The following is a 22,489-nucleotide window of genomic DNA, read 5'->3' as shown; positions in this document are numbered from 1 at the left end:
CAGAGTCCGAAGAGTCAGAACAGCGCTGCGCGCTCAAGAGTGCTCCTTTGTGATGGGGGTTTCGGTGTCGGAAGTGACGGCGGCGGGGTCGCGTCGCGTCTTCATGAGGCTGGCGACCGTGGCGACCGCGATGGTCGCGGCGATGAAGAGCAGCGAGAACCAGATGGGGATCTCGGGGGCCCAGAGCACCGGCTCACCGCCGTTGACGAACGGGAGCTCGTTGACATGCAGGGCGTGGAAGACGAGCTTGACGCCGATGAACGCGAGGATGACCGCGAGACCCTGCGCGAGGTAGACCAGGCGCTCCAGGAGACCGCCGATCAGGAAGTACAGCTGACGCAGACCCATGAGCGCGAAGGCGTTCGCGGTGAACACGATGTACGCCTCGTCGGTCAGGCCGTAGATCGCGGGGATCGAGTCGACCGCGAAGACCAGGTCGACGAAGCCGATCGCGATGATCGTCAGGAGCATCGGTGTGACGAAGCGCTTGCCGTTCTTGACGACCGTCAGACGGTCCTCGTTGTACTCGTCGCTCACGGGAAGGTGGCGGCGGACGAAGGTCATGAAGCGTCCGTTGGCGGGGTCGCTCTCATGGTTGCTGAACGCCTGACGGTAGGCGAGCACGAGGAGCAACGCGCCGAACAGGTAGAAGATCCAGGAGAAGTTCTCGATCAGCGTCGCGCCGACCGCGATGAAGATCCCGCGCAGGATCAGCGCGATCACGATGCCGATCATCAGCACCTTCTGCTGATAGATCTTCGGTACCGCGAACCCGGTCATCACGATCAGGAACACGAAGAGGTTGTCGACCGACAGTGCCTTCTCGGTCAGATACCCGGCGAAGTACTCCCCGCCGAACGTCCACCCGGAGAAGACGCCGATGCCGACACCGAACAGCAGCGCGAGGCTGATGTAGAAGATCGACCACCGCGCGGACTCGGCGATGCTCGGCTCGTGCGGTGTGCGCACGTGCGCGAAGAACTCATAGACGAAGAACGCGATCGTGACCGCGATCGTGATGACCCAGATGAGGGGCGTGATTTCCAAGAGAGGCTCCAGACTCGGCGTAGCAAAAAGCAGCGCCAAAGTCTTCTCCATTCCTGAGATCAGGAACCGGTGGACCGGGATGCGACTGCATCCGTAATGACGAACCCACCGTGTCGGAGTACTCCCCTTGGTACCCCCATTGTAAGGGGCTGCGGAGGGTGCTCTCTGACGATTCGCCGCGAACCGGCTCCGAGGCCCGATTACGCTGGATCCGCCCCCACAGAGCGGAGACCGGTATGGCTCACGAGATCGACGACGCCGAACGAGCCGCGCGCGCGGCGCATCTGAAGGAGCGGATCTACCTCACCTTCGCCGCCCTCGCGGTCGTGATCACCCTCTCCAGCCATGGCCACGCGACCGCCGGCCAGTCCGCCACGACCTTGATCGTCACCGTGCTGGGCACGTTGCTCGCGGTGTTCACCGCCGATCTCGTCTCGCACCTGGTGGTGCACGGACGCCTGTTCACCCGCGCCGAGCTGCGCCACGCGGTCGGGTCGAGCTTCGGGGCACTGAGCACCGTGGTGCTGCCGTTCCTCTTCCTCGGCGTCGCCGCGCTCGGCGTGTGGAGCACCGAAGCGGCGCTGCACGCGAGCGCGATCGCCCTGCTCGCCTCGCTGATCGTGATCGGCTGGGTCGCGGTGCGGCGTATCCCCTTGACCTGGTTCCAGCGGCTCATCGCGCTCGGCGCCGAGGCTGCGCTCGGCCTGGCCGTGATCGGACTGCAGGTGCTGGCCCACGGGTAGGGCGCGCCGGAGGGCACCCCGTCGCGAAGCCGCGGTCAGGACAATGACAGGAAGAGCTTCTCGAGTTCTGCCAGCGACACGCCCTCCGCATTCTGCGCACCGTCGTCGGGGTCGGCGAGGCACTCCTTCATCGCGGTCGCGATGATCTGGAAACCCGCCCTGTCCAGGGCGGAGCTCACGGCAGAGAGCTGGGTGACGACGGTCCGGCAGTCGCTCTCCGCCTCCACTGCGGCGATGACCGCCGCCAGCTGCCCCTGAGCGCGCTTGAGCCGGTTGAGGATCTTTCGTTGCGCGTCTGCGTTCTCGATGATCATCGTCTCTCCCTGTGTGTGGACTGAACTTCTACGATACCCCCTAGGGTATAGTTCTACATACCCACCGGGGTATAAGAAGAGGAGATCGATATGTGCCGAGCCGTCAGTTGTCGAACCTGCGGGAAGACCACATGGGCGGGGTGCGGTCAGCACGTCGAGTCCGTGCGCCGCTCGGTCCCGTCGTCTCAGTGGTGCCCCGGGCACCCGAAGCAGCCGAGCCAGGGCGGTTTCTTCTCGAGGCTCTTCCAGCGATGACCGCGCCCCGCAGGGTCCTGATCGTCGGAGGGGTGGCCGGCGGAATGTCGGCGGCGACCAGGCTGCGCAGACTCGACGAATCCGCCGAGATCACCGTGATCGAACGCGGGCCCGAGGTCTCGTATGCCAACTGCGGCCTGCCCTACTACGTCGGGGGCGTGATCCCGGAGCGGGCATCGCTGCTGCTGCAGACACCGGACTCCCTGCACAGACGCTTCCGCCTCGACGTGCGCGTACGGCATGAGGCCTCGCGTATCGACACGGCTCGGAAGACGGTCGACGTGATCGACCTCGACAGCGGTCGGCGCACCGTCGAGACATACGACGCTCTCGTGCTCGCGCTCGGCGCCTCCCCCCGACGAGCCGAGACGGGATCGAGCATCCCCGTCCTCTCGCTGCGCACGGTCGCCGACGCCGACGCGATCCACTCCTCGCTCACGCGCCCCGGCATCCCCGTCGTGGTCATCGGCGGTGGCTATACCGGGCTCGAGGCTGCCGAGAATCTCGTCAGCCGAGGCGCCGCCGTGACACTGGTGCAGCGCGGTGAGCAGTTGCTCTCGCCGTTGGACATCGAGATGAGCGCCCCGATCCTCGCCGCCGTGCGCTCACACGGCGTGGATGTGCGGCTCTGCGTGACGATCACCGGGACGACGGACGGCGCTGTCGCGCTGAGCGATGGCACGTCGGCTCCTGCCGAACTCATCGTCGATGCATCCGGTGTCACCCCGGAGACGCAGCTCGCGACCGCGGCGGGGATCGCGATCGGCGAGACAGGCGGAATCCGCGTCGACGCATCCTGCCGCACCAGCGCCCCCGATGTCTTCGCTGTGGGTGACGGCGTGGAGAAGACCGAGCTCGTCGGTGGGGGCACCGCGCTGATCACGATGGCCGGCTTGGCGAACCGGCACGGTCGAATGGTCGCCGACATCATCGCCGGTCGCGCTCCGTCGTCGCGACCGGCTCTCGGCACAGGCATCGTCAGCGTCTTCGGAAGCGTCGCCGCGAAGGTCGGCTGGAGCGAGAAGCAGCTGACGACCGCCGGCCGCGACTTCTACACGGCGCACGTGCACCCCGCATCACACGCCGGCTACTTCCCTGGCGCGGAGACGATGTCGATGAAGCTCCTCGCGGACCCCCTGACGGATCGCATCCTCGGCGCGCAGATCGTCGGTCGCGAGGGGATCGACAAGCGGATCGACGTGATCGCGACGGCGATGCACGCGGGGCTCCCGGCCTCCGAGCTGTCCCAGCTCGAACTCGCCTACGCGCCGCAGTTCGGCTCAGCCAAGGATGCCGTGAACATGCTCGGATACGTCGCGGAGAACACCCGATCCGGCACGACCCCGACGCTGCAGTGGCACGAACTCGATGACGCGCTCACCGCGGGAGCAGCGCTGATCGACGTGCGGACACCGGCGGAGTTCGCAGCCGGGGCCATCCCCGGAGCGATCAACGTGCCGCTCGACGAACTCAGAGAGCGTCTCGACGAGCTTCCCGACGGCCCGCTCATCGTCCACTGCCAGGTCGGGCTGCGGGGACACGCCGCCACCCGCCTGCTCGCACAGCACGGCTTCGCCGTGCGCAACCTCGACGGAGGCTACCGCACCTGGCACGACGCCCGGAGCGCGAGATCCGGCAGCCGGACCTGATCAGTCAGATCAGTTCGCTCACCAGCTGTTCGATCCGCGCACGGATGTCGTCCCGGATCGGGCGCACCGCATCAATGCCCTGGCCGGCCGGGTCGTCGAGCTTCCAATCCTCGTAGCGCTTGCCGGGGAAGAAGGGGCAGGCGTCGCCGCATCCCATCGTGATCACCACATCCGAGGCTTGAACGGCCTCCGTGGTGAGCACCTTGGGCTGCTCGGCGGTGATGTCGATGCCGACTTCGGACATGGCTTCGACGGCGATCGGGTTGATCTGCTCGGCGGGCATCGAACCGGCGGAGCGCACCTCGATGCGGTCACCGGCGATCTCGCGCAGGAACCCGGCGGCCATCTGCGAGCGGCCGGCGTTGTGCACGCAGACGAAGAGGACGGAGGGCATGGTGGTCGTGTCGGTCATGAGTGCTCCAGGTGCGAGGGGTGGGATCAGGGAAGGAGGTCGTCGACGAGTGCGCGCACGCGGCCGGCGATGTCGTCGCGGATGGCCTCGACGCCTTCGGGCGAGGCGAGGGCCGGGTCGCCGACAGCCCAGTCGTCGTAGCGCACCCCGGGGATGATGGGGCAGACATCGCCGCACCCCATCGTGATGACGACGTCGGCCGCGCGGACGGCGTCGTCGGTGAGCGGCTTCGGGAATCGCTCGGCTGCGGTATCGCCTTCGATCTCGGCCAGCAGCGAGCGCACATGCGGGTGGATGACGTCCGCCGGGCTCGATCCCGCCGAGCGGGCCACGACCTTGCCACCGGCGAGCTTGTTGACGAGCGCCGCGGCGAGTTGCGAGCGTCCGGCGTTGGCGACACAGACGAACAGCACCTGGGGCACCGCCGTGGCCCGGTCACGGGTGAGGTCGCTGAGGCGCTGACGGGCGAAGCGCTCGGTGAGGGGAACCAGCGCCGAGGTGACGCGAGCGGTCCGCGCGAGGGCCGTGTAGGACTCGCGGACGGTCGTGAGCACGACGTCGGCATCGAGCTCCGGGGTCTCCGCCGCGAGCTCCTGCGCGAGACGGGTCACCCGTGCATCGAAGTCGGGCCGGCGCGCTTCGCCGTCGCCGCTCCAGGGCGCGACGCTGGCGGGTGCGAACGAATCGAGCAGTGCCGTGACGGCGCTCCGTCGGCTCGGATCGATCCGGTACCAGACCCAGGTTCCCCGCCGCTCGGAGGTGAGGACGTCGACATCCTTCAGCACCTTGAGATGGTGTGAGACGGTCGGCTGCGAGACATCCGCGAGCTCGGCGAGATCGCAGACACAGGACTCGCCGCGCGGGTCGGATGCGATGGCCGACAGCATCCGCAGCCGCAGCGGATCCGACAGGGCCTTCAGCGTGGCTGCGACCGAGGAGGCGGCCTCCAGCCCGATGGCGTGGGTGGCGACGGGACTGCAGGTGTCATCTGCGGTCGTCAGGGTGACACTCATGACGGCATCCTCTCGGCGGAGCACGGGTCGGTGTGGACAGGCCCGCCCACGAAGACGATCGACCCGATCTCTTGATTCGACATGTTTCTATATTGATGACTATCGATTCAAGAAGCAAGGGTGTGGCAGAGAGTTCACCTGTCGTTCAGCTCAGGACGCCACCGTCGTCGAGACGGTGTGAGAGGCCGGAGTATGCCCCGCCGAGCGGGGATCAGGGGGCGCTCACCGGCCGCGCACCGATCTGAAGGACAGCGGGGGCGACACAGCACCCAGCCGCGTTGTCGTCGAAGTCTCCGGATCCGCCGCACACTCCGGTTGCCGGAAGGGTGAGCTCGCTGCGGGCGGCCGCCACGACGTCGCCCGTGAGATGCGCGACGACGCTGCGTACCTGCTCATACCCGGTGAGCGCCAGGAAGGTCGGGGCTCGCCCGTACGACTTCGCTCCGACGATGAAGAACCCCGCTTCCGGCTGCGCAAGCTCTCTCGCGCCGGTCGCAGGCACCGATCCGCAGGAGTGGATGTTCGGGTCGATATCGGATGCGATGCCCGCGACGGCCTCGAGCGTGGGATCGAGGTCGATCCGCAGCTCTCGCAGCATCCCGGTGTCAGGACGGAAGCCGGTGAGGGCGAAGACGTGCCCGACAGCCGTTACCTCGCGTCCGTCTTCGGCGATGACCGTCAGCCCGTCATCGCGCTGCCGGAACTCGGCGACACGGAACCCTGTCACCAGATCCACGACACCGTCGTCGATCACCTTGCGCGCACGGGAGCCGAGTGCGGCGCGCTCGGTAAGCTCGTCTCCGGCGCCGCCGCCGAAGACGTTCGCCGCACTCCCCCGGCGCAGCAACCAGGTCACGCGCGTTCCCGGTGACCGACGTGCCAGCTCGCTCAGGCGCAGTACGGCGTGAGTTGCCGAGTGCCCTGCCCCCACGACGACGACATGCGAACCGGCGAGTTCCGAGATTTCGGCAGGGATGCGGTACGAGATCAGGTCCACTGCCGCGGTCTCGCCGATGGCAGGGAAGCCGTCCGCCCCCGCAGGATTCGGTAGCCCCCAGGTGCCGCTCGCGTCGATGACAGCACGGGCGAGAAAGCGGGATTCGCCGCCCTCGCCATCGACCGTGTGGACGACGAACGGTTGACTCCTGCGCCCTGCGTCGACGACTTTGTCCCGCCCCTGGCGCGCCACTCCGGTGACGGTCGCGCCGTAGCGGATCCGCTCTCCCATGACACCGGCGAGCGGCGCCAGGTAGTCGCGCACCCACTCCGCCCCGGTCGGATAGCCCGACACGGGCGCACTCCACCCGGTCGACTCGAGCAGGCGACGGGCGGCTGCATCCGTGAGCTCCGGCCACGCCGAGAACAGGCGCACATGCCCCCATTCGGAGACCGCCGAGGCAGGACCACGCCCACGCTCGACGACGATGACGCTCACGTCGCGTTCGACGAGATGCGCCGCGGCGGCAAGGCCCTGCGGGCCCGCTCCGATGACGACGACAGGAAGCTCGGACATCACATCTCCTCACATTGAGATTCTTCAATATGACGACTCTGATCGACCTATCGAAGATTGTCAATGCGTGTCAGAATCGACTCGTGAGCGTGCCAACGAGGAGCGAAGCGAGCGAGTGCTGTGTCCCGCGCATCAGCCCCTCGATGTCCCCCGAGGATGCCGACCGTGTCGCTCGGGTGTTCAAGGCGCTGGGCGACCCCACGCGGGTCAGACTGTTGTCTCTCATCGCTGCCGGCGCGGGCGGGGAGGCGTGCATCTGCGACCTGACCGAGCCCGTCGGCCTCTCGCAGGGCACCGTTTCTCACCACATGAAGCTCCTCGCGGACGCCGGACTCGTCACGCGCGAACAACGCGGCAAGTGGGCCTACTTCGCTCTCGACGTCGACGCGATGGATGCCGCCGCCGCAGCCCTCCGCGCCCTGTGAGCAGCGCGTGCATGCCGTCTCCAGGTGCATCAGCGCTCCCGATAGGCTGGTCTGATGCCCATCCTCTCGATCGCCGGCTCGACGCGCGCTCCGCATGAGCTGCGCTCGGCGACCCCGATGAGGGAGTGGATGCGCGTCGTGCTGCACCCCGGCACGAACGGATGGACCAGCGTGTGGGGCACGCTCTCGCACGGCGAGATCGCCGGCTGCCCACCGCCACGCACCTAGGCCACGCCTCGAAGGACGGGGCGGTGGTCTTCTGTGCCATCCACCCCTTCTCCCCCGTGAGGTCTCGTCGTGTCCACTTCCCCTTCTCGTTTCTCCCTCGCTCCGCACGAGCTGTGGCGGGGCATCCGCTCCAACGCCCGCAGCGACGTCCTCGGAGGCTCTCTCCTTCTCGTGGCGACGGTGGCCGCCCTCATCCTGGCGAACAGCCCGGCGGCCCCCTGGTACGAATCGGTGCGCGACTTCACCTTCGGCATCCCCGAACTGCATCTCGAGCTCAGCGTCGGGGCCTGGGCCGCCGACGGGCTGCTGGCGATCTTCTTCTTCGTCGTGGGCCTCGAGCTGAAGGAGGAGTTCGTCACCGGACGCCTGCGCGACCCACGCCAGGCCGCCCTGCCGATCGCCGCGGCGGTGGGAGGCGTCGCCGTGCCGGCATTGATCTTCGTCATGATCAACGTGAACAGCGGGGCGGACGTGCTGCGCGGGTGGGCGATCCCCACCGCGACGGACATCGCCTTCGCCGTCGCCGTGATCGCCGTGGTCGGGAAATTCCTCCCTCCTGCACTCCGCGTCTTCCTGCTGACGCTGGCGATCATCGATGACCTGATCGCGATCACCATCATCGCGACCTTCTACACCGAGACGATCAGCGTCCCGTGGCTCGCTCTCGCGCTGCTGCCGCTGGCCGGATTCGCGCTGCTCGCACAGAAGGGTGTGTGCGCCTGGTGGATCCTGCTGCCGCTCGCGATCGCGGTGTGGGTGTGCATCCACACCGCAGGCGTGCATGCCACGGTCGCCGGTGTGCTGCTCGGCTTCGTCGTGCCCGTGGTACCCACGGAACGCGCTCGCGTGCGCGCGGGGAACGATGAGTCCGGCGAGCCGCTGTACGACGGCATGGCTCCGCACTTCGCGGACCGCTGGGGTGTCGTTGCGACGCTCTTCGCCGTGCCGATCTTCGCGTTCTTCGCCGCAGGGGTGACCATCGGCGGACTCGATGGACTCCGCTCTGCACTCACCGACCCGATCACGATCGGCATCATCGTGGGCTTGGTCGCCGGAAAGCCCATCGGGATCCTCGCGACGACGTTCCTGCTCAGTCGACTCCCCGCACTGCGCCTCGACGAGACGCTGCGCTGGCCAGACCTGGTCGGTATGAGCTTCGTCGCCGGAATCGGCTTCACCGTCTCTCTCCTGGTCGGCGAGCTCGCCTATGGATCGAGCTCGGTCGCCGACGAGCATGTGAAGATCGGCGTGCTCCTCGGGTCGTTCCTCGCTGCGGTCATCGGCGGAGTGATCCTGGCCCGCCGCAACGCTCGCGCGCGCCGCGCTCAGCTCGTCGACTGAGGCGACACCCCCGCAGAGCCGGTCGCACGGATCGGACATCCGTTCCGTGCAACCGGCTCACTCCGCCTCGAGGACGGCCCGCAACACGGCGCGCGCTCGGCTGTAGCGACTGCGGATCGTTCCCGCAGGCCTGCCGAGGTGCTGTGCGATCTCGGTGAGCGCGAACCCGTCCCAGTGACGCAGACGGATGATCTCGCCGGACGATGGATTCGATCCGCTCGGCGCCGGCGGTGATGTCCGGCACCGGCGCGCGCAGCTTCGGCGTCATTCGCCGGGCTCGAGACTGTCGAGGTCGTCGCGGCACAACTGGGTGACCGACGCCAGATGCGGATCGCCCGGCTCGAAGGACTCGCCGGGAGTCGCGGCCCCCCACGCGATGCCGGGGATCACGTGATCGAGCACGGCGAGGCCCTGCTCGACCACCGCCCAGGGTTGGATCGACTCCGGGGAGCCGATGTCCTGGGGGCGAGGGTGCTGCATCCACTCCTGCGGGCGAGCGACGAGTGGACGTGTGACCAGCTGGTCTATCGTCCACTCGAGCGTCTCCGGGGCACGGCCGGCCGGATCGGCGCGGCGCAACCGCTCATCGAGTTCCTGATCGTTCATGACGCTCCTCGTCCATCGTGGCTCATCAAGAACATGGCCGGCAGGCGAGGAAACGTTGCAGTCGGAGAGAAGTCGTTGCGGCGACGCATCAGTCGCGGTCGGGCGGGCACGCCCCACCGGCCGTCAACCGGTCGGTGATCGACTCGGCGATCTCGGCCAGCGCGTCCAGCTGCGCCGGGGTCAGCGCATCGATCACGAGGCGTCGTGCGGTCGCGATATGCCCCGGCATCGCGCGGATCAGCATCCGCCGCCCGTCGGAGGTGAGCCGGACGTCGGTCGCCCGCCGATCGTCGGGAGACGGTGTGCGCTCCACCACCCCGCGCTTCTCCAGACGCGTGCAGACGTGGGAGAGCCTCGCGAGCGTCGCATGGGTGGCGTCGGCGAGAGCGGTCATGCGCAGCGTGCTCTGCGGCGCGAACCGGAGCACCGTCAGCACCATGAACTCGAAGTGCGTCAGGTGCGCTTCCCGCTGCAGCTGCGAATCCAGAGCGGCCGGAAGCAGCTGCGTCACAGCCACCAGGCCGAGCCAGGCGCGCGACTCACGCTCATCCATTCTCGGAACCTGGAATGCCATGCGACCAGCGTACGTTAGTTGAAGCAACAACCATTCGTATCCGGATCGCAGGACCTCAGAAGGAGATCACGATGTTGATCGCATATTGGATCGTCGCGGGGCTGCTCGCACTCGCCTATCTCGGCGCTGGTGCGATGAAGGTCGTTCGCCCACCGGCCACGCTGGCCGAGTCCGGCCTGACCTGGGCTCCCGACTTCCCGCTGTGGACGGTCAAGGCGATCGGAGTCGTCGAGGTGCTCGGCGCCCTCGGCCTGATCCTTCCCCCGCTCACCGGCATCGCCACGATCCTGGCCCCGCTCGCCGCCGTCGGTCTGGTGCTGGTGCAGCTCGGCGCGATCGTCACCCACGTCGTGCGCGGCGAGGTCAAGACGCTCGTGGTGAACATCGTGCTGCTGGTGCTCGCCATCGCCGCCGCCTGGCTCGGATTCGCATCATGGGCGTGATGTCTTCGCCCGGGGACTGGCGCTCGACTCCGACGGCGACGACAGGAGCCGCGCCCGACGGCACGCAGATGGACACCGTCGAGCTGCTCGTCCGCGACCTCGACGCCATGACCGCTTACTACCGCGATGCCGTCACGCTCGATGTGCTCGAGCACTCCGGCGCCTCTGCCGTGCTCGGACGCGGCGCGCAGAAGATCATGACGCTGCGGCAGGAAAGGGACCTCCCCGCGGCGAACCCCCGCGGCGCCGGGCTCTATCACACGGCCATCCTGTTCCAGGATCCGCAGCAGCTCGCATCCTCGCTCTTCCAGATGGCCCAGCGGGTGCCCCAGACCTTCACGGGCTCAGCGGACCACCTCGTCAGCGAGGCGTTCTACTTCACCGATCCCGAGGGCAACGGCCTCGAGCTCTACCATGACCGCCCTCGCGGCGAGTGGCAGCGGACACCGGGCGGCGGTGTGGTGATGGACTCCCTCCCGCTCGACCCGAATGCGTTCCTGCGGCAGTGGCTCGACGAGGATGCGGCCACCGCCGGAGACACCGCGGCGATCGGTCACGTGCACCTGCAGGTGGGCGACATCCCCACGGCGAAGCGGTTCTACGTCGACGTGCTCGGCCTCGACGTCACCGCCGATCTGGGATCGGCCCTGTTCGTCTCTGCCGGCGGCTACCACCATCACATCGGCATGAACACCTGGCAGAGCGCCGGGGCCGGACCCCGTGCCGCCTCCCTCGGGCTCGGCGATGTGCGCATCCAGGTGCCGACCCGCGACGACGTCGAGGCGATGGCGGAACGGGTGCTCGGTCACGGGATCCACGGCGCCGACGACGGTCGCAGCCTGCATCTCGCCGACCCGTGGGGCACGCGGTTGGTGATCTCGCCGCAGGGGCGGTGAGTCGCGGATGCCGGTCAGGGGCGCGTGGCCCGTCCTGGTCGACGTGCTCCGCCCCGATCACGCGCATCCAATGTGTCCGATCTCGCGAGAGCTGTCGGTTGGTGAGACAGGGCATCCCCGGAAAGACGGGTAAGTGGTGCGCCGCACAAACTGCCGGTTGTCTCACGAAACTTGTCGGTAATCGCGTTTCGCTCTCACCCTGCCTAAAAGTCGGGCGGACCGTTTCGGCGCAACATGTTCCGGCATGATGTTTCGGCAGCTGAGGGACCGGCGTGTCGTGCAGTCGGCCGGCGACCTCGGTGCGCCCGCCGGAAACGATCGTTTTCGGTGGGCGGTGGTGGTCAGCCGATCGCAAGGACTTACACCGTAAGCGAGTCTGGCCGAACGTTCGTGCGGGAGCCTTCGACCCGCAGCTGGATCCTCACCCGTGACGAGAGCGGGCACCCTAGCCGGTGGTCACTGCGAGGGTTACTCCTTTTGTACGCTGCATCGTGCCCCGCGGCTGCAGCGTCTCGCGGGACTCCGCCAGGCGGACGTCAGTGAAGGGTCGAATACTGGGGACTCGACCCTTCCCCGTCTGCGGTTAGTCAGGGGTGACGACCCGGCACGGCAGTCTTTAAACGTTGACCGCGCGATCGTCATAGACGCGGACGCGGCCACCACTGGATCGACGTTCAGCGGTGGCCGCGACTGTATCGACAGGAGCAGCTAGTTTGAGCTCGGTCGGGGCGCTTGGTGTTAGGACGCCGGGTATCGCACTTCGTAGGTTTGGGCGCCTTCGGTGGAGGTCCAGGGGCCGTGGGGCATTCCGGGGGGCCGGACGGCGTACATTCCGGCTGTGAAGGTCTGTCCGAGGCGGGTGTCCGTGATGGAGCCGTTGAGGATGTAGACCTCTTCCCAGAAGTCGTGGATCTGGACGCCGTTGGGGGTGGTGTCGCATCCTGGGGCGAAGTACAGGATGCGGGTGGCGGTGCCGCTGTCAGGGTCCGCTGCGAGGATGCGTTCGGTTAGCTCTGCGACGGTGCCGGCACACGGGGTGACTGGCACGGTCTCGATGTCAGTGAATTCGACTTCAGGCTTGTTCATCGGTTTCTTCTTTCGAGACGGTGGTTGTGTATGCGAGGTGGAGTGAGTCAACGCCTGGCACTGCCAGGGTCGCGGTGAACACCTGGCCGGGTCGGAACGTGCCGTCAATCAGGGGTACGGTTCCGCCGAAGATCACGAGATCGCCGGTGGTGTCGTTGGCTGCGGTAACGCGCTCGATGAGGTCGCTGGGGTGACGAAGGGTGGAGAGTGGTCCGCTCTGATAGGGCACACCATCCACCCAGCTGTCCATGTGCGCGGAGTCCCATAGGGCATCGGCAGCCCCGTCAGTCGGGTCGCCATCGAGGGCGATCGCTTGCGACGCGATGGGCTTCCCGCATACCTGCTTGGAGAGAAGGATGTCTTGGACTTCGAGATCTCGGTCTGTGTGATCGGAGCCGATGGTGAGGTACCAGCGGGATCCTGCCCGCACGAGAACGGGCTCTACCTCTCCGGACGTCCCGCGGCCCTGCACCTCGATCGCGGCGGAGCGTTCCAGAGTCTCCTGGGGCATGGGGTACAGCATGGGAACCTCGGGGGGCGGGGCCACGCCGATGGCGGCGAGCTCGTCGATGTGGTGCTGGACTGAGGCAAGATCCCGTCCTGCATATCCGACGACGACTACTTTTGGGTTGTGGAGTTCGGGAAGATCGATGAGAGCTTCACGGGGCGGGGTCATGCCGGCCTTTCAGTGGGTCGGGGGCCGAACGTGAGTTTTCTGTCGCCGAGTACGGGGAATTCCGCTCGCACTTGGCGGACGATGTCTGGGTCGACGTCGATGCTGAAGATGCCTTCTGCGTCATCGGCTTCGAGCAGGACGTTTCCCCAGGGATCGATGACGCGGGAGTGGCCCGCGAGGGTGACTCCGCGCTGTTCCCCGGCAGCGTTGCAGGCGATGATGAGCATCTGGTTCTCGACTGCTCGGGCGGAGGTGAAGAGGCGCCAGTGTGCGAGACGCGCCTGTGGCCAGGCTGCGGGGGTGATGACGGTCTCGGCACCTTCATCTACGAGTCCGCGCCAGAGTTCGGGGAACCGAAGGTCGTAGCAGGTGGTTGACCCGACCTCGCCGAACGGCCAGGTGGTTGCGGTGATCGATTCTCCGGGGGCGAGCAGCTCTGCTTCGAGAGATTTGTAGCCGAAGACATGCATTTTCCGGTAGGAGTGGATGAGTTCGCCGTCGGGGTTGATGAGCGCAGTCGTGTTGTGGAACTTTCCGTCGCCGGCATCTTCGACAAAGCTCCCCACGTGCACGTAGGAGCCGAGGGTGCGCGCCCACACCGAGGCATCGGTGATGGTTGCGCCGTTCATTGGCTCGGCGGTTTCGGCGTACTGGTCGAAGTTGTTGTAGCCGACGGGCCACAGCTCGGGGAGGACGACGAGGTCACCGCGCGTGCTGAGCACCATGTCGGCGATGCGTGCGCGGCGAGTGGTGATGTCTTCGTTGTCGGGGCTGGAGGCCTGAATGAGGTTGATGCGCATGTTCGGCTCCTTAGAGGTTGTCTCGTAGCAGTGCCCCGTATCCGGGGAGTGAGCCCGACCATCCCAGCGCGCGCAGCAGCTGCCACAGGGTGGCCTGGTTGCTGGTGATCACGGGAAGCCCGGTTTCCTTCTCGAGCCGATCGATTGCGTCTATTGCGGGGAGGTTGGTGCAGCTGATCACGATCGCGTCCAGGTCGTCCCGGTCGAACTGTCGGGCGAGGTTGTAGGCGGCGTCATCATCCTGGCGTCCGGCCTCGACAGCAGCGCCGACGTACAACGACGCGAATCGCTTCACGTCCAGGCCCGCGGACTGGAAGTAGTCCACTTCGAGCGCGTTGAGATCATCCCCGTACGGGGTGACGAGCGCAATGCGTGAGATGTCCATGTGCTTTAGTGCGTCGACGATCGCATAGGAGGTGGTAATCACCGGGGTGGTTTCGGGAAGTTCTGACCGGATGCTCTCGATGAGCTTCTGTTCTCCCTCGGGGCCGTCGATGAAGCTCCCGGAGGTGCAGATGAAACCCACGGCGTCGACACCGGCAGTGACGAGGAGGGAGGTTCCGCTGCTCACTTCCTCATTCATCCGGGCGAGACCTGCTTTTCCTCCGCCCTCGAACCGAATGCGGGTGGAGATCGCCTGGTATCCGTCGGGGAGAAGACGGAAGAAGTCTTGCTCGGCGACGACGTTGAGGGAAGGGATGAGCAATCCGATGCGTGCTTTCTTGGCGTACATGGAAGTCCTTTCAGAGCGCAGCGGAGAGCGCGTCGAGGATCGGCGCGGCCCTCTCGGTCTTACGGGCCAGGTTGGGGAGGTAGGAGTATGCGATTCCGGACGCCGGCCAGTAGCCATGCACGGAGCCGCCATTGCCGGCATGCCCGTAGCCGCCGACAGCGGCGGGTCGGCCCGGTTCATCGTCTTTGAGGGAGAACCCCACACCGTAGGTGCTGTGCGAGTTGTAGGTCTCATCGAACCCGGACTCCAGGGGCGAGGTCACGAGGTTAAGTGTGGGAAGGCTGATGAGGTGAGGGAATCCCGCATAGAGGCTCGCGATTCCGACTGCTGTGCCGGCACCGTTGGAGGCCGGCATCTCCGCTTGGCGGAGTGCGCGCGTGTTCCAGCGGTAGTCGCCGGGGTCGAGAATCGGCGGGTTTCCGATGATCGAGCGGAACAGCGGGTCCACCGAGAACCGTTCGCCGTTGAGGGCGGGATTCGTGATCCAGTCGGGGTCCGGGATGAGGTGGGATACGCGCGGCAGAACATCGTCGGGCAGACCGATCCAAACCTCCGCATCGAGGGGTGCAGCCACTTCTTCGCGGAAAAAGGTGCCGATGCTGCGCCCGTCTACGCGGCGCACGAGCTCCGCGCACAGCCACCCGTAGGTGAGCGCGTGGTAGCAGAATCCCGCCCGCGGATCAGTGCTGGGTGCTTGAGCGGCGAGGATCGCGGCGATGTGTTGCGGGTGCGTGATGTCGTCGAAGTCCACGGGGACATCGATCCCGGGAAGCCGGGACCGATGCGTGACGACATCACGAACGGTGATGGTGTGTTTCCCGTGCTGCCCAAACTCTGGCCAGTATCGGACGACGGGTTCGTTGAGGTCAATCTCACCGCGATCCAGCAGGATTGCCAGGCACATGGCGACGAACCCTTTGGTTCCCGAGAATGAGAGCGTGATGGTGTCCCGGGTGTAGGGCTCCAGGGTCATGGGGTGTGCCACTCCCGCGGCGAGATCCACGATCCTCTTCCCGTCTTTGAATGCGGCGAAACTGCTTCCCACCTCCAGCCCCTGCTCGAAGTTGGCCAAGAACGCGGAGCGAACACCCTCGAGCCCCGGAGCGACGAACGATGAGCTCACAACCGGTTCGGTGTACCTCACGGTGCTTCCTCTCGATCTGCGGGCGCCGGGCCCTCCCCCGGGACCGCGGCGAGCAACGCGCGCGTATAGGGGTGCTGCGGGTTGTTGAAGACCTCGTCGCGGGTGCCGACCTCGACGATGTGACCGTGCTGCATCACCGCGATGTGCTCACACAGGTAACGGGTGACGGCGAGATCGTGGCTGATGAACAGCATGGTCAGACCGAACTCGTCGCGGGAGCGTCGCAGAAGCCCGAGCACCTGCGCCTGCACGGAGGCATCCAGTCCAGAGACCGGTTCGTCGGCGACGATGAAATCTGGGGACGTGACGAGTGCACGGGCAATGCCGATTCGTTGGCGTTGCCCCCCGGAGAACTCGTGCGGGTAGCGATCGAGGTGCTCTTCGGTGAGCCCCACGAAACCGAGCATCTCGAGGACACGGTCGCGGCGCTGCTTGGCGGATTTCATTCCGACGACGCGCAGCGGCATGCCGATCAGCTCGAGGACGGTCTGTCGTGGGTTGAGCGAGGAGTACGGGTCCTGGAACACCATTTGAGCGCGCGAGGCATGTTCCTTGTCAACGAACTCCACCTCTCCGGACGTGGGGCGTTGCAGCCCCACGAGGACACGACCGAACGTGGACTTGCCGGATCCGGATTCTCCGACCAGGCCTGTGATGGACCCGCGAGGGATGGTGAAATCGACTCCGCCGACGGCGGGTCTGGTGCGCGGGTCGGCTCGTTGGCGCTTGGTGCGGAAGTCGACGACGAGGTCGTTGACTTTCAGGTAGTCCGCGGCGGTGGTCATGCCGATTCTTCTTTCGGGTCGCGCCAGTCAACGGGCGGCAGGTCTGCGAGCGCGGCATCAGCGGGCTTCAGCGTCGATTCGGGCGGCGTGGTGAGCGTCGGGTAGCTGTCGAGCAGGGCCTGCGTGTAGGGATGTCGGGGGGTGTGCAGCACTTTGGAGACGCGGCCGCGCTCGAGCACGCGGCCGCTGTGCATGACGAGGACGGTGTCCGCCGATTCTCGGGTGACGCCGAGGTCGTGGGTTACGTGCAGCACAGCGGAGCCGAGCTCGTCGGTGAGGGAGCGGAGCAGCGTGAGAACCTGCGCTTGTACGGAGACGTCAAGAGCGGTGGTCGGCTCATCGGCCAGGAGTAGTCCCGGGCGGTTGGCCACGGCCATGGCGATGACGACTCGCTGCCTCATGCCGCCGGAGAACTGATGCGGGTACTGCTTCATCCGCTGGGCGGGGTTCTCGATTCCCACCCGTTCGAGGAGCTCCACGGACAGGTCTCGTGCTTCCGTCTTGGAGATGCGGCGGTGCACTCGCAGCCCTTCGACGAGTTGAGCGCCGACCGTGAAGAACGGATGGAGTGCGGTCAGCGGATCTTGAAAGACCATGCCAATCGACGATCCTCGGTGCCGCCGATAACCCGCTTCCCGGAGGCCGACCAGCTCGGTGCCGTCGACGCGGATGGATCCGCTCACCTTCATGATGAAGGGGTCAAGCAGCCCCATGATCGCGAGGCAGGTGAGGCTCTTCCCGGATCCTGATTCACCGATGATCGCGAGGGTCTCCCCCTTCTCGACACCGAAGGACAGATCGTCGACGAGGACTTTGCCGGCCTGGGTCTTGATGGTGAGGTTCGTCACCTCGAGGAATGGCTGGGACATGTCAGCGCCTCTCGATCCGGGGGTCGAGCACTAGTTGCATGGAGTCTGTGACCAGGTTCATCACGACGACGAAGAACGCCGCGAGCAGGACGACTCCCATGACGACGGGGAAGTTCACAGCGGCGACTGCGGTGACCGCGATCTGTCCGACGCCGTTGAGGCCGAAGACGTTCTCGAGGATGGCGATTCCGCCCAGCTGTGCTCCGAGGTCCAGGCCGGCGATCGTGACGATAGGGGTGATCGCTGCGCGGAGGGCGTGCTTGAGGTTGACGGTGCCTGTGCTCAGTCCCTTCGCCCGCGCCGTGCGGATGAAGTCCTGTGACAGAGCGTCGAGCATCGCGGACCGCGACAACCGTGCGTAGATCGCGGAGTTCACGATCGCCAGGGTGATCCACGGCAGCAGCATCCCGCCGGCCCAACCCGCAAGGTCTTTCGTGGGGTCGACGTATCCGGGGCGAGGAAGGACTTCGAGGCCGTACACCAGCACGGTGGTGAGGATGAGGCCAACGAAGAAGATCGGCAGTGAGGCTCCGGCGATGGATCCGCCGACGGCGATCCGGTCGATGATGGTGCGGTGGCGAGTGGCTGCGAGGACTCCGAGGCCGACGCCGATGATCATGTAGAGGACGAAGCCGCCGATGACGATGCTCAGCGTGACGGGGATACCCCGGGCGATGATGTCGGTGACGGCCTCGCCCGTGCGCATGGACACACCGAAGCAGGGGGCGACGCAGTCGATCGCCGCGCCTCCGACTCCGATCTGGCGACCGAAGAAGATGCCGCCCAGGAAGGTGAAGTACTGCACGTAGAGAGGGAGGTCGAGGCCGTAGGTGGCCCGGATCTGTGCGAGTTGTTCTTCACCGCACCCTCTCACTCCGCAGAGGGCTTCAGCAGGGTCTGAGGGCGCCGCAAAGAACAGCAGAAAGGTCACGATCGATACGACCAGCAGCGTCGCTACTGCCAGAAGGATTCTTCGGATCAGAAAGTTCACGGCATGTCATTCGTGTAGGGGCGATGGGCCGAGAGCGAGCGAGGGGATCGCTCTCGGCCCGTGGTTTCTACTGCTCGAGGTAGATGTTGACGAGGCTGGGGAACGAGCGGATCGGGTTGACGAAGCTCCCCTTCACGTTGCTGCCTGCGAGCTGGTACACGTTCTCGCTGACAGTGGGGATCATCGGGACCTGGTCCGTCATGACCGTCTTATCGAGTTCGCCGTACTGGGGTGCAGCGACCGCGCGGTCGCTTTCACCCGCGAGCGTCGCGAGCTCGTCGTTGACCGCCTTGTCATCCAGCAGCGACAGGTTGATGCCCGACGCACCGTTGAGGAGCGGGTTCATGACCGCGGACGGGTCCGGGTAGGCCGGTGCCCAGCTGAAGAAGAACAGGTCGCAGCCGCTGTCCGGATTGCGGACGGTGCTCACGTAGCTGGCGCCCTCGATGGGGTTGAGGTTGATCTTAAAGCCGGCGGCCTCCAGAGAGGACTGCACGACCACGGCGTCACCATTGCCGAGAGTGGAGTTGGCGTAGCAGTAGGTCAGCTCGGGGGTCTGTCCATCCAGCGCCTTCTCCGCGGCCTCCACGTCCGGCGACATCGGGTAGGTGTCCGACTCGACATAGCCGACGAGGGCCGACGGCAGGATGGTGTTCAGCGGGGTGGCGACGTTGACGCCGCCGCGCGCCTTTGCCAGCCCGTCACGGTCGATCGCATAGTTCAGCGCCTGACGCACCGCCAGGTCCGTGACCCGTTCAGTGTTGATGGTGATGAAGTAGGTGGCGGGGATCGCACCGGCGATGATGTTCGCTTCGTCGTCGCCCGTCACGGAGGGCATGTCCTGTTGCGGGACATTGCTCGAGCCGAGGAGGTTCCCGTCCGCGCCCTGGCTGGCGAGTGCCCGCTGCACCTGGGTGGATGCCGACACGTTGAACTCGATCCGGTAGGAGTCCGGGTACTGGTGGCGCACCGGGTCAGTCTCCGGATCCCAGCCCTCGTTGCGCACAAGCACCATGTACTGCTCGGGAACGTATTCACCGAGGCGGTACGGGCCGGTGGAGACGAACTCGGAGCCGTAGGACTGGCGCGTGTCGGCATCGGCCGGGACCGGGCTGGTGTTGGCCGTCGAGAGGAAGTAGGGCAGCAACGGGGTGGGCTGGTCGAGGGTGAACACGATGGTCTGCTCGTCAGGGGTGGTCACCCCGGGCGGCAGGAGCTCACCGTCGTAGGGGCCCTGGTAGGCGCGGTCGGGGTCGAGGGCGTCCTGAAGGTTCTGCTCGCCGGCGACGCCCAGAGTGGTGAAGGAGCGGGCAATGCCGTAGGCGACGTCCTGCGCGGTGATGGGGGTGCCGTCTTCGAAGGTGATGCCCTCGCGGAGCGTGTAAGTCCAGACGGTGTCGTCCTCGTTCGCGGAGCCGGCGTTCGTGGCGAGATCGCCGACAAGCGACGTGTCGCCTGACTCACCGTCAGTCAGGTAGGTGGTGAGGGTGCGGAAGAGCAGTTCGGTGCCGACGGAGCGAGCCGCGGAGACGTTCAGCGCAGCGGGGTCCGTGCTCTCGAACGGGCTTTCGTCGGCGATGATGACCTCCCCGCCGGACACCGCATCAACCACTTCGGCTGCGGGCGCTTCGGCGGATCCCTCGTAGTCGACGGTGATGACCTGCGACTCGGCGGGGCCTGACGTGCTGCCGCTAGAGCCGCCGTCGTTATAGGTGCAGCCAGCGAGCGTGATGCTGACCGCGGCCACGATGCCGGCGGTCAAGAGAATCTTGTTTCGCATCTTCTGCGTTCCTTCCAGGGTTCTTGGTGCTATCGGGTGTGGGGATCTACGGCGTCACGGAGCGCGTCGCCGAAGACGTTGAATGCGAGGACGAGTGAGACGAGGGTGATGCCCGGGACGAGCATGTAGGTGGGGTTGCTCAGCGCGTACGGGATGCTGTTGTTCAGCAGGCGTCCGAGGTCAGGAGTCGGTTCGACCATGCCGATGCCGAGGAATGAGAGCGCTGCTTCGGCGGTGATCAGGATGGGGATCGCTGCCGAGGTCTGGATGATGATCGGGGACCAGAGATTGGGGAGGAGCTCGCGGAAAAGGATCCATCCATGTCCCGCTCCAGCCACACGGGCCGCATCGACGAACTCGCGCTGAGAGAGCGACTTCACCTCCGCACGCACAAGGCGGGCGACAGTCATCCAGGTGAACAGGCCGAAGATGATGATGATCGTGAGACCGCGGGCGAAGGGACTGACCTGCCCGTTCTCGTCGGCCAGGTAGGTGTTGGTCACCGGGATGAGAGCGAGGCAGAAGATGAGGAACGGGAAAGCGAGGGCGATGTCGATGAACCAGTCCACGGCAGCACTCGTCCGCTTCGGCGCGTACCCCGCGACAAGCCCGATCACGACACCGATGACAGCGGCGAGCAGAGCTCCGGACAGGGAGATCACGAGAGACGTTCGGATCCCGTAGACGAGCTGCATGAACAGGTCTCGCCCGGTCCCCGGTTCCACTCCCATGATGTGGATGTGGCCCGATGCGTTGTCAGTCGAAAACGTGATCCCGCCGGAGAAGCCAAGCGGATTTCCGTTCGCATCGAGAAGCTGCGAGTTGACCGTGGTCGGTGAGTATCCGTAGATCGACTCGATGAGAGGCGCGAAGGCGCCGATGAGGACGGCAAGCAGGATCACCGCCCCAGACACACATGCCGTCGGGCTGCGGAGAACCGACCTGACCAGGTTGTACCGAGTGGGCACAGTGGTGGGTGCCAGCTCCGTCGTCACGATCGTGGCCATGACACCTCCTCATTTAGTGCACACGTTATGTATGCACTAAGTGTGCGCGTGCTTCGTGTCGGCATGATGTGTCCCGTGTTTCGTGGAAGTTACGACTGCGACGTGACGCGGCTCGCTCGGTAACCCGGGCTGCGCCGGGCGTTCAGGCTTTCCTGTGTTCTATCCAGGTGCTCCGCTACCGCAGCGCGCAGGGCGGGGAGATCTTCCGCCACGAACGCGTTGAGGATCGCCCTGTGTTCGCGGAGCACGTCATCTCGTCGCTCGTCACGAACCGCGACTGCTCCGCGACCGAGCCGGATCTGGCGCTCCTCCAGAAGCTTGTAGGAGGCGATCTGGAAAGAGTTGCCGGCTGCTGTGACAGCCGCGTTGTGAAAGTCGTGGTCGAGTTCGATGAACTCCGCCCCGTCCGTGACCTCTTCCTGACGTCGAAGTGCATCCGCCATCGCCTCTGCGGTGCCCTTGTCGCCAAGCACGGAAGCGAAGGCATGCAGCTCGATGAGCTCGCGCGATTCGGTGAGCCAGCCGATCTCGGCATCGGAGATGGGAGGCACGTAGACACCCTTACGCGGTGTGCGCTGAACAAGCCCCTCCGCCTGGAGGCGCGTCATCGCTTCTCGCACCGGAGTGCGAGAGACCTCTGCCGCCTCGGCCACCTCAACCTCGAGGAGATATGTCCCCTCGTTCGGCGGCACTGCTCGGATGCGGTGGGTGAGCCACCGGTACGCAGTTTCGTGGGCAGTCAGCTTTGACATACATAAGGTATACACCAGATATGCGCTGATACGAACCCGAGGGTTCATAACGATGTGGACTCGCCTGGATCGACTAAGCTCTGAACGGTCGACCGGCAGCAGCCTGCGAGCTCGTCGACGCGTACCTGGAGCCAGCGCCCGCTGGCGGCATCTGCAGCTGCAGCGCCTTACTCGGGCGGAGAGCTGACTTGGCTGTTGGTGGTGGAGCGCTCGGCGAGTTCTCTGAGGAGCAGCGTCCAGCCTGCGACCAGAGCGCCGAAAGCCCCCGCGCCCGACCACCAGTTCGGCGTTGTTATCAGAAGGGTGCTCGCCGAAACAACGAAGAGCGACGCTGCGCCTGCGAGATACTGCTGCGGCTTCTTCATGCGGACAGGATATCTGTGTCTCGTCGCTGGTAGATGGCAGCT

The 22,489-nt window shown here is 66.0% G+C and carries 28 protein-coding genes; 8 read left to right on the top strand and 20 right to left on the bottom strand.

Going from position 1 to position 22,489, the window contains the following annotated elements; translation table 11 throughout:
• Positions 1 to 33: 33 nt before the first annotated feature.
• Positions 34 to 1,047 (bottom strand): TerC family protein, encoded by a 1,014-nt coding sequence (locus tag KZC51_RS06270; protein ID WP_247629147.1) that lies wholly within the window; start codon positions 1,045 to 1,047, stop codon positions 34 to 36.
• Positions 1,048 to 1,283: 236 nt separating this feature from the next.
• Here KZC51_RS06270 and KZC51_RS06265 point away from each other — a divergent pair, with 236 nt between their 5' ends.
• Positions 1,284 to 1,790: a hypothetical protein gene (locus KZC51_RS06265; protein ID WP_247629146.1), complete on the top strand. Its 507-nt coding sequence runs from the start codon at positions 1,284 to 1,286 to the stop codon at positions 1,788 to 1,790.
• Between the two features lie 35 nt (positions 1,791 to 1,825).
• On the opposite strand, the gene KZC51_RS06260 is transcribed toward KZC51_RS06265, so the two are convergent.
• Positions 1,826 to 2,104: a metal-sensitive transcriptional regulator gene (locus KZC51_RS06260; protein WP_247629145.1), complete on the bottom strand. Its 279-nt coding sequence runs from the start codon at positions 2,102 to 2,104 to the stop codon at positions 1,826 to 1,828.
• A gap of 90 nt (positions 2,105 to 2,194) precedes the next feature.
• On the opposite strand from KZC51_RS06260, the gene KZC51_RS17950 reads away from it, so the two are divergent.
• Both KZC51_RS17950 and KZC51_RS06255 read left to right on the top strand, forming a co-directional pair.
• Positions 2,195 to 2,359 (top strand): DUF8730 family Cys-rich protein, encoded by a 165-nt coding sequence (locus KZC51_RS17950; RefSeq protein WP_504925993.1) that lies wholly within the window; start codon positions 2,195 to 2,197, stop codon positions 2,357 to 2,359.
• On the top strand, positions 2,356 to 4,008 hold the full coding sequence (locus KZC51_RS06255; RefSeq protein WP_247629144.1) for an FAD-dependent oxidoreductase: 1,653 nt from the start codon (positions 2,356 to 2,358) through the stop codon (positions 4,006 to 4,008). Before KZC51_RS17950 ends, KZC51_RS06255 begins: the two co-directional genes overlap by 4 nt.
• A 4-nt stretch (positions 4,009 to 4,012) precedes the next feature.
• On the opposite strand, the gene KZC51_RS06250 is transcribed toward KZC51_RS06255, so the two are convergent.
• From KZC51_RS06250 to KZC51_RS06240, 3 genes are all read right to left on the bottom strand, one after another.
• On the bottom strand, positions 4,013 to 4,420 hold the full coding sequence (locus tag KZC51_RS06250) for an arsenate reductase ArsC (protein WP_247629143.1): 408 nt from the start codon (positions 4,418 to 4,420) through the stop codon (positions 4,013 to 4,015).
• 26 nt (positions 4,421 to 4,446) lie between these two features.
• The gene (locus KZC51_RS06245) at positions 4,447 to 5,433 is read right to left on the bottom strand and encodes a metalloregulator ArsR/SmtB family transcription factor (protein ID WP_247629142.1); all 987 of its coding nucleotides are present in this window, start codon (positions 5,431 to 5,433) and stop codon (positions 4,447 to 4,449) included.
• A 211-nt stretch (positions 5,434 to 5,644) separates the two neighbouring features.
• A complete protein-coding gene (locus KZC51_RS06240) occupies positions 5,645 to 6,946 on the bottom strand; it encodes an FAD-dependent oxidoreductase (RefSeq protein ID WP_247629141.1) in 1,302 nt (433 codons plus the stop codon).
• Between the two features lie 143 nt (positions 6,947 to 7,089).
• On the opposite strand from KZC51_RS06240, the gene KZC51_RS06235 reads away from it, so the two are divergent.
• The 3 genes from KZC51_RS06235 to nhaA all read left to right on the top strand — a co-directional run bounded on the left by KZC51_RS06235 (position 7,090) and on the right by nhaA (position 8,940).
• On the top strand, positions 7,090 to 7,371 hold the full coding sequence (locus KZC51_RS06235; RefSeq protein WP_247630599.1) for an ArsR/SmtB family transcription factor: 282 nt from the start codon (positions 7,090 to 7,092) through the stop codon (positions 7,369 to 7,371).
• 54 nt (positions 7,372 to 7,425) lie between these two features.
• Complete coding sequence (locus tag KZC51_RS06230; protein ID WP_247629140.1) at positions 7,426 to 7,599, top strand: hypothetical protein; 174 nt, start codon at positions 7,426 to 7,428, stop codon at positions 7,597 to 7,599.
• A 69-nt stretch (positions 7,600 to 7,668) separates the two neighbouring features.
• Positions 7,669 to 8,940 (top strand): Na+/H+ antiporter NhaA, encoded by a 1,272-nt coding sequence (gene nhaA, locus KZC51_RS06225; protein ID WP_247629139.1) that lies wholly within the window; start codon positions 7,669 to 7,671, stop codon positions 8,938 to 8,940.
• Positions 8,941 to 8,997: 57 nt separating this feature from the next.
• Here nhaA and KZC51_RS17925 read toward each other — a convergent pair whose 3' ends face one another.
• The 3 genes from KZC51_RS17925 to KZC51_RS06215 form a co-directional block, all read right to left on the bottom strand.
• Positions 8,998 to 9,123 carry an RNA polymerase sigma factor gene (locus tag KZC51_RS17925; RefSeq protein ID WP_372491794.1) on the bottom strand — a complete coding sequence of 42 codons (126 nt, stop codon included), beginning with the start codon at positions 9,121 to 9,123 and terminating at the stop codon, positions 8,998 to 9,000.
• Positions 9,124 to 9,204: 81 nt separating this feature from the next.
• A complete protein-coding gene (locus tag KZC51_RS06220) occupies positions 9,205 to 9,546 on the bottom strand; it encodes a hypothetical protein (RefSeq protein WP_247629138.1) in 342 nt (113 codons plus the stop codon).
• 88 nt (positions 9,547 to 9,634) lie between these two features.
• Complete coding sequence (locus KZC51_RS06215) at positions 9,635 to 10,099, bottom strand: MarR family winged helix-turn-helix transcriptional regulator (protein WP_247629137.1); 465 nt, start codon at positions 10,097 to 10,099, stop codon at positions 9,635 to 9,637.
• Positions 10,100 to 10,191: 92 nt separating this feature from the next.
• On the opposite strand from KZC51_RS06215, the gene KZC51_RS06210 reads away from it, so the two are divergent.
• Both KZC51_RS06210 and KZC51_RS06205 read left to right on the top strand, forming a co-directional pair.
• Entirely contained in the window at positions 10,192 to 10,563 is a 372-nt protein-coding gene (locus KZC51_RS06210) for a DoxX family protein (protein ID WP_247629136.1), read from the top strand.
• Complete coding sequence (locus tag KZC51_RS06205; protein WP_247629135.1) at positions 10,563 to 11,459, top strand: VOC family protein; 897 nt, start codon at positions 10,563 to 10,565, stop codon at positions 11,457 to 11,459. The genes KZC51_RS06210 and KZC51_RS06205 overlap by 1 nt, the downstream gene beginning before the upstream one ends.
• 738 nt (positions 11,460 to 12,197) lie before the next feature.
• On the opposite strand, the gene KZC51_RS06200 is transcribed toward KZC51_RS06205, so the two are convergent.
• The 12 genes from KZC51_RS06200 to KZC51_RS06145 all read right to left on the bottom strand — a co-directional run bounded on the left by KZC51_RS06200 (position 12,198) and on the right by KZC51_RS06145 (position 22,447).
• Positions 12,198 to 12,545, bottom strand: coding sequence for a cupin domain-containing protein (locus KZC51_RS06200; protein ID WP_247629134.1), 348 nt, complete (start codon positions 12,543 to 12,545; stop codon positions 12,198 to 12,200).
• Positions 12,532 to 13,221: a DUF2848 family protein gene (locus KZC51_RS06195; protein ID WP_247629133.1), complete on the bottom strand. Its 690-nt coding sequence runs from the start codon at positions 13,219 to 13,221 to the stop codon at positions 12,532 to 12,534. Before KZC51_RS06195 ends, KZC51_RS06200 begins: the two co-directional genes overlap by 14 nt.
• Positions 13,218 to 14,021, bottom strand: coding sequence for a carbon-nitrogen family hydrolase (locus KZC51_RS06190; protein WP_247629132.1), 804 nt, complete (start codon positions 14,019 to 14,021; stop codon positions 13,218 to 13,220). The genes KZC51_RS06195 and KZC51_RS06190 overlap by 4 nt, the downstream gene beginning before the upstream one ends.
• A gap of 10 nt (positions 14,022 to 14,031) precedes the next feature.
• Positions 14,032 to 14,754 carry a maleate cis-trans isomerase family protein gene (locus tag KZC51_RS06185; RefSeq protein WP_247629131.1) on the bottom strand — a complete coding sequence of 241 codons (723 nt, stop codon included), beginning with the start codon at positions 14,752 to 14,754 and terminating at the stop codon, positions 14,032 to 14,034.
• 10 nt (positions 14,755 to 14,764) lie between these two features.
• Positions 14,765 to 15,826 carry a serine hydrolase domain-containing protein gene (locus KZC51_RS06180; RefSeq protein ID WP_247629130.1) on the bottom strand — a complete coding sequence of 354 codons (1,062 nt, stop codon included), beginning with the start codon at positions 15,824 to 15,826 and terminating at the stop codon, positions 14,765 to 14,767.
• A 68-nt stretch (positions 15,827 to 15,894) separates the two neighbouring features.
• Entirely contained in the window at positions 15,895 to 16,683 is a 789-nt protein-coding gene (locus KZC51_RS06175) for an ATP-binding cassette domain-containing protein (RefSeq protein ID WP_247629129.1), read from the bottom strand.
• On the bottom strand, positions 16,680 to 17,552 hold the full coding sequence (locus tag KZC51_RS06170) for an ABC transporter ATP-binding protein (RefSeq protein WP_247629128.1): 873 nt from the start codon (positions 17,550 to 17,552) through the stop codon (positions 16,680 to 16,682). The genes KZC51_RS06175 and KZC51_RS06170 overlap by 4 nt, the downstream gene beginning before the upstream one ends.
• 1 nt (position 17,553) lies before the next feature.
• Positions 17,554 to 18,543, bottom strand: a complete 990-nt coding sequence (locus KZC51_RS06165; RefSeq protein WP_308194291.1) for an ABC transporter permease — start codon at positions 18,541 to 18,543, stop codon at positions 17,554 to 17,556.
• Between the two features lie 67 nt (positions 18,544 to 18,610).
• The gene (locus tag KZC51_RS06160; RefSeq protein ID WP_247629127.1) at positions 18,611 to 20,323 is read right to left on the bottom strand and encodes an ABC transporter substrate-binding protein; all 1,713 of its coding nucleotides are present in this window, start codon (positions 20,321 to 20,323) and stop codon (positions 18,611 to 18,613) included.
• A gap of 29 nt (positions 20,324 to 20,352) precedes the next feature.
• On the bottom strand, positions 20,353 to 21,330 hold the full coding sequence (locus tag KZC51_RS06155) for an ABC transporter permease (protein ID WP_247629126.1): 978 nt from the start codon (positions 21,328 to 21,330) through the stop codon (positions 20,353 to 20,355).
• An 89-nt stretch (positions 21,331 to 21,419) separates the two neighbouring features.
• On the bottom strand, positions 21,420 to 22,082 hold the full coding sequence (locus KZC51_RS06150; protein WP_247629125.1) for a GntR family transcriptional regulator: 663 nt from the start codon (positions 22,080 to 22,082) through the stop codon (positions 21,420 to 21,422).
• Positions 22,083 to 22,249: 167 nt separating this feature from the next.
• Positions 22,250 to 22,447: a hypothetical protein gene (locus tag KZC51_RS06145; RefSeq protein ID WP_247629124.1), complete on the bottom strand. Its 198-nt coding sequence runs from the start codon at positions 22,445 to 22,447 to the stop codon at positions 22,250 to 22,252.
• Between the last annotated feature and the right edge of the window lie 42 nt (positions 22,448 to 22,489).

It is taken from the genome of Microbacterium croceum, assembly GCF_023091245.1.
GTDB classification, from domain to species: domain Bacteria; phylum Actinomycetota; class Actinomycetes; order Actinomycetales; family Microbacteriaceae; genus Microbacterium; species Microbacterium croceum.
Note: the sequence above shows the minus strand (reverse complement) of the source record. Positions and strands in the feature narration are given on the sequence as shown.

Excerpts from the sequence above, each read along its gene's own strand:
- KZC51_RS06235 (WP_247630599.1), top strand. The coding sequence starts at position 7,090 with ATGTCCCCCGAGGATGCCGACCGTGTCGCTCGGGTGTTCAAGGCGCTG.
- KZC51_RS06245 (WP_247629142.1), bottom strand. The coding sequence starts at position 5,433 with ATGAGTGTCACCCTGACGACCGCAGATGACACCTGCAGTCCCGTCGCC.
- KZC51_RS06260 (WP_247629145.1), bottom strand. The coding sequence starts at position 2,104 with ATGATCATCGAGAACGCAGACGCGCAACGAAAGATCCTCAACCGGCTC.
- KZC51_RS06210 (WP_247629136.1), top strand. The coding sequence starts at position 10,192 with ATGTTGATCGCATATTGGATCGTCGCGGGGCTGCTCGCACTCGCCTAT.
- KZC51_RS06195 (WP_247629133.1), bottom strand. The coding sequence starts at position 13,221 with ATGACCCCGCCCCGTGAAGCTCTCATCGATCTTCCCGAACTCCACAAC.
- KZC51_RS06145 (WP_247629124.1), bottom strand. The coding sequence starts at position 22,447 with ATGAAGAAGCCGCAGCAGTATCTCGCAGGCGCAGCGTCGCTCTTCGTT.
- KZC51_RS06220 (WP_247629138.1), bottom strand. The coding sequence starts at position 9,546 with ATGAACGATCAGGAACTCGATGAGCGGTTGCGCCGCGCCGATCCGGCC.
- KZC51_RS06215 (WP_247629137.1), bottom strand. The coding sequence starts at position 10,099 with ATGGATGAGCGTGAGTCGCGCGCCTGGCTCGGCCTGGTGGCTGTGACG.
- KZC51_RS06170 (WP_247629128.1), bottom strand. The coding sequence starts at position 17,552 with ATGTCCCAGCCATTCCTCGAGGTGACGAACCTCACCATCAAGACCCAG.
- KZC51_RS06250 (WP_247629143.1), bottom strand. The coding sequence starts at position 4,420 with ATGACCGACACGACCACCATGCCCTCCGTCCTCTTCGTCTGCGTGCAC.
- KZC51_RS06200 (WP_247629134.1), bottom strand. The coding sequence starts at position 12,545 with ATGAACAAGCCTGAAGTCGAATTCACTGACATCGAGACCGTGCCAGTC.
- KZC51_RS06160 (WP_247629127.1), bottom strand. The coding sequence starts at position 20,323 with ATGCGAAACAAGATTCTCTTGACCGCCGGCATCGTGGCCGCGGTCAGC.
- KZC51_RS06150 (WP_247629125.1), bottom strand. The coding sequence starts at position 22,082 with ATGTCAAAGCTGACTGCCCACGAAACTGCGTACCGGTGGCTCACCCAC.
- KZC51_RS06155 (WP_247629126.1), bottom strand. The coding sequence starts at position 21,330 with ATGGCCACGATCGTGACGACGGAGCTGGCACCCACCACTGTGCCCACT.
- KZC51_RS06185 (WP_247629131.1), bottom strand. The coding sequence starts at position 14,754 with ATGTACGCCAAGAAAGCACGCATCGGATTGCTCATCCCTTCCCTCAAC.
- KZC51_RS06175 (WP_247629129.1), bottom strand. The coding sequence starts at position 16,683 with ATGACCACCGCCGCGGACTACCTGAAAGTCAACGACCTCGTCGTCGAC.
- KZC51_RS06240 (WP_247629141.1), bottom strand. The coding sequence starts at position 6,946 with ATGTCCGAGCTTCCTGTCGTCGTCATCGGAGCGGGCCCGCAGGGCCTT.
- KZC51_RS06230 (WP_247629140.1), top strand. The coding sequence starts at position 7,426 with ATGCCCATCCTCTCGATCGCCGGCTCGACGCGCGCTCCGCATGAGCTG.
- KZC51_RS06205 (WP_247629135.1), top strand. The coding sequence starts at position 10,563 with ATGTCTTCGCCCGGGGACTGGCGCTCGACTCCGACGGCGACGACAGGA.
- KZC51_RS17950 (WP_504925993.1), top strand. The coding sequence starts at position 2,195 with ATGTGCCGAGCCGTCAGTTGTCGAACCTGCGGGAAGACCACATGGGCG.
- KZC51_RS06265 (WP_247629146.1), top strand. The coding sequence starts at position 1,284 with ATGGCTCACGAGATCGACGACGCCGAACGAGCCGCGCGCGCGGCGCAT.
- KZC51_RS06190 (WP_247629132.1), bottom strand. The coding sequence starts at position 14,021 with ATGCGCATCAACCTCATTCAGGCCTCCAGCCCCGACAACGAAGACATC.
- KZC51_RS06255 (WP_247629144.1), top strand. The coding sequence starts at position 2,356 with ATGACCGCGCCCCGCAGGGTCCTGATCGTCGGAGGGGTGGCCGGCGGA.